Source organism: Bradyrhizobium sp. USDA 4011, from assembly GCF_054063415.1.
On the sequence record NZ_JBSSGG010000001.1, the window covers coordinates 2696109 to 2712033 of the forward strand.

The 15925-nt window shown below is 59.3% G+C and carries 13 protein-coding genes and 4 pseudogenes; 10 read left to right on the forward strand and 7 right to left on the reverse strand.

The features are described 5' to 3' along the window. Positions 1 to 2: 2 nt before the first annotated feature. Both ACVW1C_RS12610 and ACVW1C_RS12615 read right to left on the reverse strand, forming a co-directional pair. The gene (locus tag ACVW1C_RS12610; RefSeq protein WP_456763065.1) at positions 3 to 521 is read right to left on the reverse strand and encodes a YihY/virulence factor BrkB family protein; all 519 of its coding nucleotides are present in this window, start codon (positions 519 to 521) and stop codon (positions 3 to 5) included. A 3-nt stretch (positions 522 to 524) separates the two neighbouring features. Continuing rightward, on the reverse strand, positions 525 to 683 hold the full coding sequence (locus ACVW1C_RS12615; RefSeq protein WP_456758695.1) for a hypothetical protein: 159 nt from the start codon (positions 681 to 683) through the stop codon (positions 525 to 527). A gap of 203 nt (positions 684 to 886) precedes the next feature. On the opposite strand from ACVW1C_RS12615, the pseudogene ACVW1C_RS12620 reads away from it, so the two are divergent. Next, positions 887 to 1392 (forward strand): annotated as a pseudogene (locus ACVW1C_RS12620) (IS66 family transposase); the annotation flags it as partial. 330 nt (positions 1393 to 1722) lie between these two features. On the opposite strand, the gene ACVW1C_RS12625 reads toward ACVW1C_RS12620, so the two are convergent. Then, complete coding sequence (locus ACVW1C_RS12625; RefSeq protein WP_456758696.1) at positions 1723 to 2031, reverse strand: DUF6894 family protein; 309 nt, start codon at positions 2029 to 2031, stop codon at positions 1723 to 1725. Positions 2032 to 3509: 1478 nt separating this feature from the next. Between ACVW1C_RS12625 and ACVW1C_RS12630 the strand changes: the two genes are divergently transcribed. Further along, a complete protein-coding gene (locus ACVW1C_RS12630) occupies positions 3510 to 3713 on the forward strand; it encodes a hypothetical protein (RefSeq protein WP_456758697.1) in 204 nt (67 codons plus the stop codon). A 173-nt stretch (positions 3714 to 3886) separates the two neighbouring features. Further along, complete coding sequence (locus ACVW1C_RS12635) at positions 3887 to 4255, forward strand: hypothetical protein (protein WP_456758698.1); 369 nt, start codon at positions 3887 to 3889, stop codon at positions 4253 to 4255. Positions 4256 to 5504: 1249 nt separating this feature from the next. Here the strand turns inward: ACVW1C_RS12635 and ACVW1C_RS12640 are convergent. Continuing rightward, on the reverse strand, positions 5505 to 5897 hold the full coding sequence (locus ACVW1C_RS12640; protein WP_456758699.1) for a helicase-related protein: 393 nt from the start codon (positions 5895 to 5897) through the stop codon (positions 5505 to 5507). 152 nt (positions 5898 to 6049) lie between these two features. Here ACVW1C_RS12640 and ACVW1C_RS12645 point away from each other — a divergent pair, with 152 nt between their 5' ends. Together ACVW1C_RS12645 and ACVW1C_RS12650 are read left to right on the forward strand one after the other, a co-directional pair. Then, positions 6050 to 6406: a recombinase family protein gene (locus ACVW1C_RS12645; protein WP_456763066.1), complete on the forward strand. Its 357-nt coding sequence runs from the start codon at positions 6050 to 6052 to the stop codon at positions 6404 to 6406. Positions 6407 to 6550: 144 nt separating this feature from the next. After that, complete coding sequence (locus ACVW1C_RS12650) at positions 6551 to 6829, forward strand: GYF domain-containing protein (RefSeq protein ID WP_456758700.1); 279 nt, start codon at positions 6551 to 6553, stop codon at positions 6827 to 6829. A 328-nt stretch (positions 6830 to 7157) separates the two neighbouring features. Here the strand turns inward: ACVW1C_RS12650 and ACVW1C_RS12655 are convergent, their stop codons facing one another. Further along, positions 7158 to 8930, reverse strand: a complete 1773-nt coding sequence (locus ACVW1C_RS12655) for an adenylate/guanylate cyclase domain-containing protein (protein ID WP_456758701.1) — start codon at positions 8928 to 8930, stop codon at positions 7158 to 7160. 481 nt (positions 8931 to 9411) lie between these two features. Between ACVW1C_RS12655 and ACVW1C_RS12660 the strand changes: the two genes are divergently transcribed. Together ACVW1C_RS12660 and ACVW1C_RS12665 are read left to right on the forward strand one after the other, a co-directional pair. Further along, a complete protein-coding gene (locus ACVW1C_RS12660) occupies positions 9412 to 9735 on the forward strand; it encodes a hypothetical protein (RefSeq protein ID WP_456758702.1) in 324 nt (107 codons plus the stop codon). 106 nt (positions 9736 to 9841) lie between these two features. Next, a complete protein-coding gene (locus tag ACVW1C_RS12665) occupies positions 9842 to 10039 on the forward strand; it encodes a hypothetical protein (RefSeq protein ID WP_456758703.1) in 198 nt (65 codons plus the stop codon). Between the two features lie 834 nt (positions 10040 to 10873). On the opposite strand, the gene ACVW1C_RS12670 is transcribed toward ACVW1C_RS12665, so the two are convergent. Beyond that, positions 10874 to 11077 carry a cold-shock protein gene (locus ACVW1C_RS12670; RefSeq protein WP_076865209.1) on the reverse strand — a complete coding sequence of 68 codons (204 nt, stop codon included), beginning with the start codon at positions 11075 to 11077 and terminating at the stop codon, positions 10874 to 10876. Positions 11078 to 11430: 353 nt separating this feature from the next. Here ACVW1C_RS12670 and ACVW1C_RS12675 point away from each other — a divergent pair. The 3 pseudogenes from ACVW1C_RS12675 to ACVW1C_RS12685 form a co-directional block, all read left to right on the forward strand. Further along, positions 11431 to 11898: pseudogene (locus ACVW1C_RS12675) on the forward strand (transposase); the annotation flags it as partial. 409 nt (positions 11899 to 12307) lie between these two features. Further along, positions 12308 to 12676 (forward strand): annotated as a pseudogene (locus tag ACVW1C_RS12680) (GAF domain-containing protein); the annotation flags it as partial. A 78-nt stretch (positions 12677 to 12754) separates the two neighbouring features. Beyond that, a pseudogene (locus ACVW1C_RS12685) lies at positions 12755 to 14233 on the forward strand (PAS domain-containing sensor histidine kinase); the annotation flags it as partial. Between the two features lie 192 nt (positions 14234 to 14425). On the opposite strand, the gene ACVW1C_RS12690 reads toward ACVW1C_RS12685, so the two are convergent. Next, entirely contained in the window at positions 14426 to 15646 is a 1221-nt protein-coding gene (locus tag ACVW1C_RS12690) for a tetratricopeptide repeat protein (protein ID WP_456758704.1), read from the reverse strand. Positions 15647 to 15925: the final 279 nt, after the last annotated feature.

Consider the following 15925-nt stretch of genomic DNA (forward strand, 5'->3'; position numbering starts at 1 on the left):
TGTCACCGATCTATCGTTCTTGTTTGAAGCGAACTCACGCTTTGGTGAATCGTTCCTCTGGCAGCCTGGCCCGCGGACGTGCCCTCATCGGCAATGGCCTTGGTCAGCTCAGCGCCAAGCAGGAATATCTGGGCGGAATAGTAGGTCCAAAACATCAGAACGATCAGCGCGCCCGCTGCGCCATAGGCCGAGCTCGGTGCTGCCCGCCCGAGGTAAATGCCGATGATCGATTTGCCGACCGTAAAGAGTACGGCTGTGACGAATGCGCCCAGCATGAGCTCGCGCCACGGTATCGCTGTATCGGGCAGGACTTTGTAGATCGCCGCGAACAGTAGCGTAAAGATCGTCAGGGATACGCCGGTGTTGAGGGCCGCCAACAGAATCTTGCCGGCGAACCATCCCTGAAAGGCCTGTCCCAGAGCGGATAGCACGGTGCTTGCGGCCAACGATACTATCAGCATGAAACCAAGGGCGGCGACGAGGCCCAGACTGGCCGCACGGGTCCGGATTAGGGAAAAGATCGGCTAATTGATCGGCTTGGCCTTGAACGTCGCGTTTAGCGCCGTGTGCATCTCGCCAAAAACGCCTGAAGCTGTGACCAAAACAGTGAGCACGCCCAGAAGCGTTGCTAAAGCCCCCGCCGCGGGATCGCTTGACGGCGGATGGCAACTGCCGGTGCTCATGAAGGTTTCTTTGGTTTGATGAGGCTTGGTGTCGCTATGTCGCGGGCAGCCACCTCATCGGCGCCAACGCAAGCCGGATAGCTGTTGGCGAAGCTGCGGCGAAGTGAATCAGGAGCGTGGGACGCGTCGCCAGATGGCGGCAAATATGCTCTGAATTGGGTGTGAGCGACGCCCTGCCTGACGATCCTGAGACGCTGAAAGCGATGCTGCTTGCCGAGCGGTGCGAGCGAGCGGCTGCGTCAAATCATCAAGGAATTGCAGCGGCATCGGTTTGGCCGGCGGGCAGAGACGCTGCCTGAAGATCAGATGCTGCTGGGCTTGGAAGACGTCGAGCAGGTTGCCGCGTACAACGAGACACGACACAGGACGTGAGCGCACCCGAAGGCCGTGAGACGCGGGCTCGCACGCGCCGCGGCAACCGTGGCGCCTTGCCGATGCACCTGCCGCGGATCGAGGTCGTCGTCGACATTGAGGGCAAGACCTGTCCCTGTTGCCAGGGCGAGTTACACCGGATCGGCGAGGATAGAAGCGAGCGGCTGGACCTGGTCCCGGCGGTGCCGATCCGGCGGGCGTTGCCTATGTCTACGCCCCCGATCGCAAAGCCGATCGGCCGATCGCCCATCTCGCGGGCTTCGAAGGGATCCTGCAGGTCGATGGCTATGCCGGCTATGGCAAGCTCGCCCAGCGTGGCGATGTCCAACTTGCATTCTGGAAGGCCTTCCGGATCATCGTGGAGCCGTAGGCCCAATGGGTCTCCCACGGGGTTCGCAATCGCCGCGCTCGATACCTATCTCGCGGGCATGCCAAGCACCTTTACCCACCGAGGCGTCACGTTCACCGTGACCCATCGCTATGATGATGCATTTGACAGCGCCATCAAGTTCGAGGCCAGTTGATCCGCAGTAAGCCGCGAACAAGATTGGTCGAGTTGGCGAAGCGGCGCGCTGAAATGCTAATCAACCGCAAGCTGACAGTAAGGGCGCCGAAGGCGTGAACCCCACTAATCCATCGACTTGCGGCGTTCAATGTTATGTGGGTCTTATCTGGACCTGGAATTCACGGCATTAATGTTTAGGACGAACAGAGGGTTCTGGAATTCATCCGTCACTTCCATGCGCCAGTCGTGCCCCGGCCGCAGGCGACCGTCAATGCTCGCCAACATCTGGCCCGCCGTAACTGTCGCCTCTTTCCACGCTGCGTGCTTGTCCGGCAGTTCCTCGCCTTCCTGGTCGAGTTCTGTCGTATCGTGATAGACGTGAAAAAAGTACCGGGGCATCTCAAGTGAAGCTCTGGATTTTTGATCGCCGTAAGCCCTCAGGCCGGTAACTTGCCCGGCGACGCGAGGCATTCACTCATCTGCGCGGCAGCCTCGGCCTCTCGCGCCCTCCTCAACAGAGCCTCTCTCTCGACACCGGGCGGCATTGCTTTCGCCCGCCCGCGAAGCTCTCTGGCCTGGTTCGCCAGTCGTTCTTCTAGTGTCTCGGTCTGCACAACCCGACGCCTTAAGTCTCCCACACGCTCCTCGCAAAGGCCGTTCTTGAAACGGATTTAATTTTCGCACTTGGATAAGGTTCCTATTTTCCTGTTCGAGCGCGCCCTCTCGCAAACTACCCTTCTAGGTATGAAACGTTTGCGCGCCTGCGCAGTCTAACGCGCGTCAGGATTTTGCACTTTACATCCTGGGGTAGAGCCAGCGCCGACCGCGTGTATTTTAAGCGGGCGGCGTTGGTGTTTATAACCCATGTGAATCCGCGTGGTAATATTGCCACGTTTTACCCGCGCCACGACAAGAGCTTTGGTTCTCGCTTGTCTTATCTCCGGATTCGGTATGCGATCAATCGACCAATCTCGACTGACGCGGGACGGGCCATGCGGCCTCAGCAATCGCCCCCCGGGCCTCCAAGGGTTGCTGGGGCCGCGTTATGTTCCTAAGCTCTCACGCGCATGAGTGTCTCAATGGACACCCGCGACTATAAGAAGATGTACGGGGTTCAACCCATCGGACGCCGCTATTGGGCGTTCCGGATTGTGTGCAACACCAGCGTCCACGCGTTCCGGACAGCTATCCCGATGATGTATGTGGCTGCCTGCGAGGCTGTCACGAGACGGGCTGAGGCGCTTGGAGCGCCCGCATTGTGGTTGACGACAACTAACTCGCTTTCAAGCCGAGCGTGCATGTGTAGCGATCGTCCCCGTGGGGGCTACCGAGCACGCTTCGTTCCTGTCTGGAATTGATAGCCCCGCAAATGTCCCTGATATCTGCAGAAAGTGCCTGCGCAAACTGGCACAAACTACCTGCCCGTAAGATCACGGTGCGATCGACGCCCGCAACAGTTCCTTAACCGGCGACAGAAATAATTCTCGCGTATGGATCAGGGCGACCAGGAATGGTTCAGGCCGACGTTGCGGCGCGGCTACGTCCGTCTTGCGGCCTGGATGGCGCGTTCGAACAGAACGTTAGAACCAGGCCGGCCACCCGAGCCAACACGGACAGAGGGCCCGGCTAGGACGCCGGAATCATCGAGGCGATCCGAGCCGCCTCGTCCATAGCCATGTTGCCCATCAGATTTGCCACTAAAGGAGCATGGGGTGAAAGGTTTGTTGATAGCGATAGGCGTTGTTGTAGTCCTCTATGCAGGCGATCAGCGCTTCAACGATGGTCAATACACGGATGCGGTCCAGCGCATGGCGAGTCAGATGAGGCATTCGTTTGGAGTTTAATGCCACCTCGTTTTTGGCGGCCCTACGGCGTGACAAAGTTGCCCTTTGGCGACAGGATCGAAAGCCATATTTATGCGCTCGTTGAGCCCAAATGGGAGGTCAACAATGATGAACGATCGAAACCGACCGGCTCCCACGGCAGCCGAACGGGAAGCCCGTAAGGTATTCAAAGCGGACAGGGCGAAGGAAGATTTGACCGATTACGCCAAAGCCCAAAAAGCGCTGCACGATAATCGAGAGCGCCTGAAGGCAGAACGGCTAGCCCGGGAGGCAGAAGCGGGCAACCGACTCCCGGTTGATCCCACGTAAAAGGCTATCGAGTAGCAACAGGAACATGGATGAGTCTCTGGCGTTCCCTCCAAGCGATTAAGCGAGGAGGAAATCCATGGGACGAGGAGTTTTGCTTTGGCTTTTGGGCGTGCCAATTCCTGTGATCATCCTGCTGTGGTTGTTCTTCGGGCGTTAATGACGGCGTCAGAGCCTTGGTCACGACGTTGCCGGACGACACCGCCAAGGCGAATTCGGTGCGACAAACTGTCAAGATGACGAGGAACATTCGGCAACTCGCGGCATTTTCCGGGATCGAACAAACTGGAGGCTACGAGATGAAATACGTGTTGGCTGTTGCCGCTGTTATCGCACTTGCCACCCCCGCTTTCGCTGATGAAGTGGGTGTCCAAGTCGGGCCCGTGGGTGCCGGCGTAACCACGGGCGAAACCCACGTCGATCGGGACCGCGACCGCGACCGCACCACTGTGATCAAGGAGCGCGAGCCCGCGGATCGCACGACGGTCATCAAGCGGGAGCATGACGAACCGCGCGAAAAGACAATCATCAAAGAGCGCGATTGATTTGCAGGGCCCCCGCATCGGCGGGGGCCTTTTCCATTCTATTTGCAGCGTGCCACTCCTTCCCGAGTTGACCAACGGCTCGGGCTGATACCGGCAGGCGGGGCGATCCCTAGCGGCTCCGTACGTGATCGGCGCGATCATGGGCTCTGGCGCCGCAAGCCCGCTCACTTCCTCCGTTACTGGACCGGTCCCGTCGATCGCAACGCCGGCTTTAAGGACGGTGCTTGTCGGCGCCAATCCGACCATTGCAGGAACTGAGGTGCATATCCGATTGTTTGCTTAGTACGAAGACATTGGAGGTTTCAGTGCGGGACCGATTAGCATTGATGTTCATCATGCTGTCCTGCGGATTAGCCACGGCGCAGCCTGCGACAAAAGGGGACGTCAATGCGCCAACTGGGCGTTCGGCGCCCGAAGACAAAGGTCAATTGCAGCCCCAAGGCTGGACTGGGCCACTTAACACCGGCTCAGGCGGAGCGCCACCGGAAAGCCCCCAGGGCCAAAGCAACTTCGCCAAGGACTGTCGGCGCGACCGAACTGAGCCGCCGCCTCATTGATGCTGCCAAGGAACGAGGGATCCCGGAAGCGGACTTGCAGGCTGAGATCGGCGATATCTCCGACTACATCGCGAGCCAGCTAAAGGCTGTGAGTAGGGCTGAGAGCGAACGGCATAAGCCTACCTAGGCGTCTTGCGGCAGAGCCAAGGCCGTCAACTGAGGCAGCCTACCCCAGCTATGACGGACCCTACCTCTGTTGTGGCGCCTGCGGTGCGCCTGACGCCAGATCAAACGGCGGATGCGGCCGAGCTAGCCTCGTCGTACCCGGGGCCGTCTCGTTGCTGGCTACGCGCGTAGGAACGTTCTCGAGCGTCGTAATCGTCGCAGACAGTCCCAATCGGGCAGGTCGGCAAGCTTCAGCCGGCCGTTGTGGTGCTGGCACCCGACGCAGAAGACAAGCACTGTCCTGAAGCCGGCATTGCGATCGACGGGCCCGGACCAGTACCTGAGGAATTGAGCGGGCTTGCGGCGCCAGGGCATGAGCCATGATCGCGCCGATCGCGCGCGGTGATAAGCCGCTAGGTATTGGGCTGGACCATCAAGAGAACTGCCGCGAATTGGTCAATTCGCCAAACGCTGTACGAGGATGCCCGGCGCAGAAAGCAGCGTCAGCGTCAGCATCATGTTCGTTTGTGAGGGCTGTAAGGCCGTTTATGAAGCGATCCAAATACCGCGGCCGGCGACTAGCCACTTCAGATGCGAGCTATGCGACGGCATCGTTCACCGGTGGTCCGGTAGCTACGATTACGTGCAGTGGAAGTCCTTTCGGAGAAGCTGGGGCGGACGCTGACCTTCTCGCGGCGCTTGCGCCGATTTCGAACTTTGCGGGTGCCTCGCCCGACCATCTGGTAAAACTTGATCGTCGATTTGGGATACCGGAGGAAAACGACGGCGTTGAGCCGCTCAATGTCCACGCCTTTCTCCAGTAAATCTACCGTGCAGGCGATGAAGGCACGCTCACCGGAGCGCCGCATGGGCTCGATCATATCCGCACCGTTGTTAACCCCACCCATGCATTTAAAGGCGTAGTGGTCCTTTGGCTCTCGCTGATTTTCCCGACACCAACGTGCATAAAGATTGTTCATCTGCATCGCGACCCAGTCGGCGTGAATCTGAGGGCTTGGTGATCCTGCGAGAGTTCGTCGAGGTCGAGACTGGTAAAGGCTCCGATGCCTTACCGCAGGCCGCAGCTAAAGGCCGCCTTGGCCGCCGCAGGGAAGCTCAATTTCATGTGGCGGTGGCAAAGCTGGACCGCTTGAGCCGCGACGTTCATTTCATCAGCGGGCTCATGGCCTACAAAGTACCGTTCCTGGTGGCCGAGTTAGGGCCTGACGTTGATCCCTTCGTCCTACACTTGTTCGCCGCGTTAACCGAGAAGGAACGTGCGCTCATCTCCACGCGCACCCGACAAGCCCTATCAGCGGCTAAGGCTCGCGGGGTCTCCCTGGATAACCCAAATCTCCACACAGCCCGCAAGAGCGCTGTTGAGGCTGTGAAGGCCGAGGCCGACCGATACGCGGCGAATGTGCTCCGATTATCCGTGAGGCGCAGAAGGCCGGCGCGCATACCCTCAGGGAGATTGCGGAGGCGCTGAACGCTCGTGGCATCGCAACTGCCCGCGGCGGCCAATGGTAGACAGTCGCGAACGTACCAGAGCGTGCTTGAGACAGCCAATCCCAGTAGTATGCTGCGTGTCTCGACACAACATCGGAGAGAATGCCTTGGCTGAAGCTTGGTTATGCCGATTACAACGGGCAGATTGGGCCGCTTACGCTTCAGCAAATTGAAAGATAGGCTTCCGCGCCTGTCCAATCCAGAGAATGTCCTCGTTTGGCATGCTGGCTTTACGGATTGGCTAAGGGCCGGAGATGTACCCGAGTTCAGAGCACAAACTTCGACGCCGCCGCCAGTACCATCAGATCAAGCGCCGACATGGCAGGTCAAATGGTGGTGGTATGCGGTCCCCTTCGTCTCGGTTGGCGTGGGCAGCCACGTTGGACGAAAGGTCATGGCTTGAAACTCTAAGCAGAGGAGAAAGGCCAAGGAGCAAAGACGAAAGGCGTAAACCCTGGTTGCGAACGCTTCGAGCTGGGCGCGCCCCTTGATTTGGGTCCCTACGGCCGGGGCGCTGGATTGGCCATCCCTCGACCTCAAACGATGACCGCTTCGCTGCGCGCACCTGCCGAGCTGAAACGAGCCGTGTGCATTCCTGAGGATTTCCTGGGCCTGCAATGCGACCTCGCGGCGGCCATGAGGCGCTGTAGCCGTCCACATCCACTGCGAGGACTGTGAGGCGTCGGCTGACTGCCGTAGGTCTGACATCGCCAGCCCTAGTCTCAAAGTCCCTAAGCTTCTGGTACCCCGGCTAGCCGCAGCCCTTCGTAGAGGCGCTCCCGTAGTGCGAGATACGCATGATGATTGCTTGGGCTGTTATTGCGAAAACGGCGGATACTGAAACTCGGATTGAGCGAAAGGCCCGACTGCACTGTTGCCCGCGCGTCACTTAACTCGCCGACCTGCGCAAGAGCGGCCGCGAGAAAGAAATGCGCAAGGGGATAATTCCGGTTGGCCTCAAGGCTGCGCCGCAACCAGTCAATCGCTTGGGCGTCGGCGCCAAGCAAAAATTTGGCGAGCCCCCCGAACATTAGCCAAATATGGAGGTTGGTATCGCGGGGGGAAAGGCGAAGCGCCTCCTGTATGTGAGCTTCGGTTTCAACACCCCGGCCGATAAGAAGCTTGGCGACCCCGATGTTTGCGTGCGCCCGGGCTAAGTTCCGATCTAGTGCCAGCGCCTGCTCGCATTCGGCGATACCTTGAGCCACCCGGTCGGTATAAGTTTGCACCATTCCCAGGACGAAATGGGCCATCGGATGGTTCGGTGCCAACGACAACGCCCGTGTAACAACCGCCTCAGCGGCGGTAAGACGTTCGATCCGATCATCTGTCAAAAAGGTGGTGGCAATTCCGACATCAACCAGCGCCGTGCCGACCAGCGCCTCAACATTTGCGGGTTCGAGCGCCAAGGCCTGTTCAAAGAAGCGGCGCCCTTGTCCCAAGTGTTCGGGGTTTCGGCCCTTGTTAAGCCAAGCGGCCCCTTGGAAATACAGGTCAGTCGTATCGGGGCAGGGGGAGTGTTCTGCTCGCCGCGCTTCGACCGCAATTAATTGCGAGTTCAGCGTGTTTGCGAGCCGGGATACTATTTCGTCCTGCATATCGAAAAGGTTGGCCACTGCTTTTTCGAACCGCTCGGCCCACAAGTGATTTCCAGTCTCAGCATCAATCAATTGCACATTTACCCGAAGCCGGTCGCCGCCACGTTGCACCGAACCTTCAAGAACGTATCGGACGTTCAGCTCACGCCCCAGTTTCTTCACGTCCACGGCTTTGCCTTTGAACGTGAACGCAGTGTTGCGCGCAATCACGAAAGCACCATTGATTCGCGACAAGTCCGTGGTCAGGCTCTCAGTCACTCCATCCACGAAATATTCTTGTTCGGGATCGCTACCGATGTTTGCGAATGGCAGTACCACGATGGACAGACGCGGAGCAGAAGATAAAGGCGGAACAGCCCGGTCAGCATTCGCACTCAGACCAACTGCGTAGGTGCGAATTGGACGGACGATGTTCTTGAGGGTCTGCTCGCCTAGATCAGTGAACTCGATCGGGACCTTGCCGCGAACCTGATCGTAAGCGGATGACGAGATACAGATGCCACCCGGCTCAGCGATCCCCTCAAGCCGCGCCGCAACGTTGACGCCATCGCCAAGAATGTCATCGCCCTCAATAAGGATGTCGCCAAGGTTGATCCCGATCCGAAACAGCATACGCCGCTCCTCGGGAAGACCGGAATTCCGCTCGGCCATCACCGCTTGCACAGTTACCGCGCATTCGACCGCGTCGACCACCGAGGGGAACTCAAGGAGCACACCGTCGCCGGTGGTCTTCACGAGGCGACCGCCGTGTTTTGACACGAGGGCGTCCGTAACCTTGCGGTGTTCGCGGAGGGTGCGGGCGGTGCCCACCTCATCGAGGCCCATGAGCCGCGAGTAGCCCACCACGTCAGCGGCCACTATCGCCGCCAACCTGCGTCCAACCCTGCTAGGCTCGATTTCGGCCATGACACGCAAATCCCCTAGCGGGACCATCCTAAGGCGAACTCGCCAGTCACGCCACCCGATCGCCAGCGCAGAATTGTGCGCATTCCTTCAGACGGCTTTGCGAATCCACTGGTGAGCGTCTGGCTAGAGCCGCCTTGCATGCCGGAGCGAATTCTCGGGGCTCCGCTGGGGATCCTGGGGGCTGCCTAGGCCCACCCGGCTCCCCTCTCGGGCGGCTGGCCACTGCGCCTCTTGATCAAGTGAAGGGCTCATGATTCCCGAGGCCAAACATTCGTTCCACGTTATGGACTGATAGCTCGCTCGATATAAAATACTATAATATATTACCTTTTATTTTAAGTACTTAGCCCTCAGGTTCCCTGCCAGTCCGACGGATTATCCTCGCTCGGCTCGCTTTTAACGTACAACCTAAATCATGAAGAAGCCAATAAAGGTTAAACCTAAAAAGAGGGGCCGGCCCGCTACGGGCAAGGATCCCCTAATGGGCTTTCGCGCATCTCCTGAAATGCGGGCAAGCGTAGTCAGATGGGCTGAATATCAACCGGATTCGCCTTCTCTGTCCGAAGCCATCCGCCGACTGGTCGAGCTCGGGCTGACCGTACTGACTAAGCCACCGCTTGATGAGCGCGAAGACCAGCAAGGCCGCGAAGACCCAAAGCAGCGCGCCCGCGAACTGGCGAGCAAAGCAATCGACAAGGTTACCGACCCCGCGGCCAGCCCGGACGATCAAGCCAGTCGTAAGCGTCGGCTCATCAAAGGACCGGAGGAGTTTCAGAAAGTCAGACGCGACCGAAACTCAACTTGAGCAGTTTCGGCATGGCCGCCGCCGTCCCCTGTCAGCCCCCAAAGCCAATAGGATCAAAACCGAGTCTCTGGGCGTTGACTGTCGAGCCCAAAATGGGAGGTCAACAATGATCAGTGACCGAGAACGGCGGGCACCTACGGCAGCGGAACGCGAAGCCCGCAAGGTATTCAGACAAGCCGAAGCGAAGAAAGCTTTGACCGAATATGCGAAAGCGCAAAAAGCACTCCACGACAATCGGGAGCGCCTAAAGGCGGAACGGCTGGCGCGCGAGGCTGAAGCGGCCAACCGAACAAAAGTAGGTTAAAGCGTCCATCTGGCTGACCGCGGAGAACCAAGCTTGGACCTCTGCCGGTGGAGGGTGGAAATGGCCCTGCACTATCACCGCGTGGATACAGCTAAGGATCTGGAAATTTGGATCGCAAGCAGCGACGACTATTCATTCGTTATCAGCAGCGAGAATCGAAGTGGACCTGGCTGGCATGGAGAGCCTGGTTTTGTTGCGTCATATCGCCCGGACTTTCTGAATATGCCCGCGGCTCAAGTATCCGGATCCGCCCTTCGGCACGTTCGCTGAAGCCGAGCGGGCCTGCAATGCGTTCCTGGGTCGCCTCACTATCGAGGGATGACTACCAGAGCAGCAAGGGTGACGTTCGTCCCGTGTTCTCCACCGTAAAAACACCGGCTGCAGGCGACACCGACCTCGCAGCGGAGAATCAGGACACCGGACATTTGGGCGGTAGTTTCTCGCACTTACGGCTTTAGATTTTGATCGTAGTCAACTTCCGACGCCCGCCGATGGCTTACTTCAATCGCGTTTTGAATTGGCCGTGATCGACTCGGACGGCCTCCACGCGCTCATATTCCCCTGTTGCCGAGTTCTAGGCGGATGGGTCAAGGCCGATTCAAATCGACCCGTGCTGGTTCATCCGACCCATTGGAGAGAGTGGAATATCGGCCTGACACCCCCTTCGACCCGCCACTGACCTTGTGGCGTTTGCGCCACTCTGAAACGAGAACGACCCCGGCGTGCCGCGCACGCCGAGGTCGCCATTCTTAACTCCCGACCGGGTGTGTGTGGGGTGTGAGAGCCGGGAGTATTTTCCCTGACTCCTGGCATTGTCACTTGTTCCTAGCCCGCTCAGCCCACCCGCAGGTTTTCGGCGGAAGTCTTGCCCCTATTTTCTCGCTCTTCGTAACTGACCTTTGCACCCTCGTTGAGGCTGCTCAGACCGGCCTTTTCGACCGCCGAAATATGCACGAATACGTCTTTGCCACCGTTGTCGGGCTGAATGAACCCATACCCCTTGGTGGGATTAAACCATTTAACAGTACCTGTAGCCACGTCGTCTCTCCAATTGAAGTAAGGCTCTCAGCCTAGCGTCAGCGCGGGATATCGCAAGCCGGAACCGGCCGCATAAATCCGGAGCGGCAGTAGTGCGGTCACGTTTCGGGAGGAGCTGGCGCACGGGCCCTGGCGCCGGCTCTTCTTCCGTTAGTTGTACGAACGGGCGGCGTAGTTTTTTGGTACTATCGCGACGTCAGCCCCCAGAAGGCAATGAGCAGCAAGGCGCAAGCGCCGAGTCCCAGCAGCAGCCGCCTTCGGCGTCTCGGCCTTGCGTGTTCGTGCCCCACGAAATTGTAAGATCCTTGACCTTTGCAATAGGGCGCCGCACTCCAATGCGAAGCGCCAACGCCGACCTCGAAGCCCGCGCAGACGGGATCTTCTCGCGCGATGACTTCACCTATGACCATGCCGGAGACCTCTATCGTTGTCCCGGCGGCAAAGTTCTTACCACGACCGGAACGCTGGTGAACGATGGCGCCACCATGCTCTACCTCGCCAGCAAGCGCGATTGTGATCGCTGCGCATTGAAGTCCCGGTGCTGTCCCACGCAGGCCTCACGGAGGGTGCCGCGCTCGATCTACGAGGGCGCTCGCGACATGGCGCGCCAGATCGCAAGATCATGGAAGGGCCGCACTTCTCGTCGGCTCCGCAAGAAGATCGAGATGCTGTTCGCGCACCTCAAGCGCATTCTCAAACTCGATCGTCTGCGACTAAGAGGCCCGAACGGCGCGCGTGACGAGTTCACCCTCGCAGCCACCGCTCAGAACCTTCGTAAGATGGCCAAGCTGATCCCGATGCAAATCCCAAGGTCCGCATAGCGGAGAACCCAAGCGCTGGGCTGCTTCGAAGCTGGCGCCAATGCACCGGATTACTGCCGCCTTTTTCAACGAAATCGGCCAATTCCGGACCTGGGCCAGCCGGCGGTCAAGCTCACGACCGTTGCGGAGGCTCTGAAGCGCCCTTTGAATTTGGGGTATAGGGTGGTAGCGTCCAGTATGCGTCAATGGGATTTGTCCTTCCGGTTCAGCGCTGATGCGGGATAGCATTTTCCAATCCCGTGGGTACCTCGGTGACGAGCCCACTCGCAGCGAAGCACTGGGTCGAGGGGACGGGAATTGCGGGCCTCGGTCCCCGAACTGGCGTTCATCATCGGAGACGTTCCAGAGATCTGCCGCCGGACGCGCAAACGGAGTCCCCACCTGTTGAAAGACGAGGCTCGAAGAGACCATGCCTGCTCTGGCTCGGGTACCCTCTGAAATCATCAAGAAGTGGCAAGAGATCGTGGACTTACTTGCCGAGATCATGCACGTTCCTTCCGCCGTGGTGATGCGAGTAGAGCCCTCCAACAGCGAAGTCGCCGTAGCCAGCGACTGCAAACCTTCCGAAGCCGGATCGCGCTATTGCGAGACCGTGATGAAGACCGGTCGACCGCTGCTTGTCCCTGACGCTCGCCGGGATGAACGCTGGAAATCGAGTCCTGACATCAAACGGGGAATGGTCTCTTACCTGGGTGTCCCGATCAGTTGGCCCAATGGCGAGATATTCGGGACTATTTGCGTTTACGACAACAAAAGCAACGAATATAGCCAGCTTTACCTCAGGCAGCTGCTGCTGTGCCGCGATGTGTTGCAGAACGACTTGAGAACGCTAGCAACATTGCACAGCCAGCTCGAACAGCACGAAGCAAAGATCCGGCGCCTGGTCGACGCCAATATCATGGGGATCATCATCTGGGATCTCGAAGGTCACATTCTTGAGGCCAATGACGCGTTTCTCCGCATGGGGGGATACGATCGAGAGGATCTTATCTCGGGTCGCCTGAACCGAACGGACCTGACGCCGCCGGAATGGCGCGAGCGCGACGCGCGGACTGATGCAGAGTTGAAGCTGATCGGGGCAGTCCAACCATTCGAGAAGGAGTACTTTCGGAAAGATGGGGGCCGCGTGCCCGTGTTGATCGGTTTGGCTGCGTTCGGCGAAGAACGACACCAGGGTGTCGCTTTCGTGCTCGACCTGACCGAGCGCAAGCTCGCGGAGGAAGCATTGCGCGAGAGCGAGGAGCGCTTTCGCACGCTCACACAATTCTCCTTCGACGTGTACTGGGAATCCGATGCGCAGCATCGCTTCATCCGTCAGGATTTCGCCGAAGGCCTTGCAGACCCGCCGGCGCCGGGCTCTGAAATCGGCAAGACAAGGTGGGAAGTGCCCTACTTGGAGCCTGACGCGGAGGCCTGGCGCAAGCACCGGGAGACCCTCGAGGCCCACCTGCCTTTCCGTGACTTTGAGCTCGCGCGACCCGCCGCGGACGGCGGCAAGCGCTACATATCTGTTTCGGGCCTGCCAGTGTTTGATAAGGCGGGGCGCTTCATCGGCTACCGAGGCGTCGCGCAGCACATCACCGAGCGCAAGCGGGCAGAAGAGGCGCTGCGGGACATGCAGATGGATCTGGCGCACGCCAATCGCGTGGCAACGATGGGACAGTTGACGTCATCAATCGCGCATGAAGTGAATCAGCCGATCGCCGCGGCAGTCACATACGCGTTAGCCGCTCGGCGCTGGCTAAGGGCGGAGACGCCGAATTTTCGCGAGGTGGATGACGCGGTCTCTCTTATTGTCAAGGAGGGGAATCGCGCTGGCGAGGTCATCGGGCGGATCCGCGCGCTCATAAAGAAGGCGCCCGCGCGAAAGGACGCCGTAGCGATCAACGATGCCATCCTTGAGGTTATTGCTCTCACCCGAGTGGAGGCCGCAAACAATAGCGTCTCGGAGCGGACGCAGTTAGCGGAGGGCTTGCCGCATATCAGGGGGGATCGGGTCCAGCTGCAACAGGTACTGCTTAACTTGATCCTCAATGCCATCGAAGCGATGCGCGACGTTGGCGAAAAGGAGCGAGAATTGCTCATCAGCACCCGTAACGAGCCGGATGGCGTGTTCGTCGAAGTGCGCGATTCAGGTCCAGGCTTCGCACCGGCGGATCTTGAGCGCGTGTTCGAGGCTTTCTACACCACAAAACCGGGCGGTTTGGGGCTTGGGCTATCGATCTGCCGGTCAATTATCGAAGCGCATAACGGACGCCTGTGGGCCAGCGCAAACGGGCCCCGCGGCGCCAGCTTTCAATTCGCCCTGCCGGCGATCGCAAACACTGCGTCGTGATGCTGCACTTGTGAGCCGTCCTAAAGAACAGGCAACCTGACCGCGAGTTCTGCTGTGGGTCAAACTGAGACCTCGCACCGGCGGGTCGGCACTTCCGGTCTTCATTCGGAGCGGACTTGTCACGGCCGTCCGACATGTCTCAAGGGGGCCACTTGCAGACATTCTCGCTTGAGGCGGCTCCGCGGCACGCGGTCAGAAACCGAGCATGCGGAGCAGTTTCGTGCTGACCTCGTCGGTCGGATCGATCGATTGCGCCTTGCGGAAATCGGCGATCGCATCAGTGCGGTGCCCGATCACTTCATAGGTGCGGCCGCGGTTGTCGTAGGCCTCGACATAGGACGGATTCAAGTGGATCGCTTGCGTGAAATCTGCAATCGCTTTGGAGTCTGCCATCGCGGCACCGCGGTCGCCGTTTGCGACCCAGGCTTTGCCGCGTGAGTTGAAAGCGTTGAAGTCCTTGGGGTTTATCGCGATCTCCTGCTCATAGTCGCGGATCGCGTCATCCATCCTGCGCGACGCCGCATAGGCATTGCCGCGATTCCAATACGCCACGCCGTTCCTTGGATCGATGCTGATGGACTCATTGTAGGCGGCGAGCGCGCGGCTATAGTCCTCTGAGCCTTCGTAAGCGACGCCGAGACAGTTGTACCCGCTGGAATTTTTTGGTTCGCGCTTGATGACCTCGCTGCAATCCGGAACGGCTAAATCGTATTGGTGATTGTTGCTGTAGGCGACGCCACGCGAACTGTACAGCCAGACCAGATTTGGATCGAGCTCGATGGCCTCGCTGTAGTCTGCGATCGCGGGCTCCCATCCGCCTTTTTTCGTGATCAACCTCTTCCTGAAGAGCGCCTGACCTCTTTGGCCAAAACCAAAAGCGTATTTCGGATCGATTGTGACCGCCTCGGTGATATCGGCGACCGCCTGGTCGAATTCACCCTTTTCCGTCCACGCCATGCCGCGGCGGGCGTAGGCCCACGCGTCCCTGGAGTCGATCCTGATCGCCTCGGCGTGGTCGGCCAGCGCCGCGTCGTATTCATGCAGACCGTAGGAGGCGACGCCGCGGTTGTTGTAGGCCCAGCCATAATTCGGATCGATCCTGATCGCCTCGGTGCAATTCGCAATGGCCGCGTGGTGATCCTCTTTGCTTTCGTACGCCTCACACCGGTGCGCAAAAGCCCAGGCGTCCTTCGGGCTGAGCTTAACGGCCTCGCCGTAGTCCGCAATCGCGCCGTCGTAATCCTTCCTGTTGAAGGAGCCGCGGCCCCGGTTCTTAAAGGCCTCGACGCGTTCTGCCACCGGCTCGCTCGCATCCTCGATGATGCGGCTGCAGGCCGCGCCCCCGACCTCGGGCTTGTTGGCGCTGGCCGCGCACTCATTCCGTTCGGCCCGCTTGGCGGCCAGCGCCGGCATCGCAAGCAGGAGACCCAGGCAAAGGAGCAGTCCATCTGATCCGCGCGCTGCCATGCCGTTCTCCCTCCGCCTGACGCTCCGATGCGACACGTGCGGGCGTCATGACTTTAGCCCCAACGGCAGACTTCTGCCATCGTCAACCCAGGTCTGCAAAGGGCCTTGGCTGGGTGAAAACGCCGAGGCGCTCAATGGCGAGAGACGAAATCATTCGTCTGAGACCGTTTTGCCCCTCACATCGCAAGCGAACTCAACTCAGAGAACGAATTGGATAAACCAATT

Coding starts and splice junctions, on each gene's coding strand:
- ACVW1C_RS12665 (WP_456758703.1), top strand. CDS start 9,842: ATGATCAGTGACCGAGAACGGCGGGCACCTACGGCAGCGGAACGCGAA.
- ACVW1C_RS12660 (WP_456758702.1), top strand. CDS start 9,412: ATGGGCTTTCGCGCATCTCCTGAAATGCGGGCAAGCGTAGTCAGATGG.
- ACVW1C_RS12690 (WP_456758704.1), bottom strand. CDS start 15,646: ATGCCGGCGCTGGCCGCCAAGCGGGCCGAACGGAATGAGTGCGCGGCC.
- ACVW1C_RS12630 (WP_456758697.1), top strand. CDS start 3,510: ATGATGAACGATCGAAACCGACCGGCTCCCACGGCAGCCGAACGGGAA.
- ACVW1C_RS12625 (WP_456758696.1), bottom strand. CDS start 2,031: ATGCCTCGCGTCGCCGGGCAAGTTACCGGCCTGAGGGCTTACGGCGAT.
- ACVW1C_RS12615 (WP_456758695.1), bottom strand. CDS start 683: ATGAGCACCGGCAGTTGCCATCCGCCGTCAAGCGATCCCGCGGCGGGG.
- ACVW1C_RS12650 (WP_456758700.1), top strand. CDS start 6,551: ATGCCGATTACAACGGGCAGATTGGGCCGCTTACGCTTCAGCAAATTG.
- ACVW1C_RS12640 (WP_456758699.1), bottom strand. CDS start 5,897: ATGAACAATCTTTATGCACGTTGGTGTCGGGAAAATCAGCGAGAGCCA.
- ACVW1C_RS12655 (WP_456758701.1), bottom strand. CDS start 8,930: ATGGCCGAAATCGAGCCTAGCAGGGTTGGACGCAGGTTGGCGGCGATA.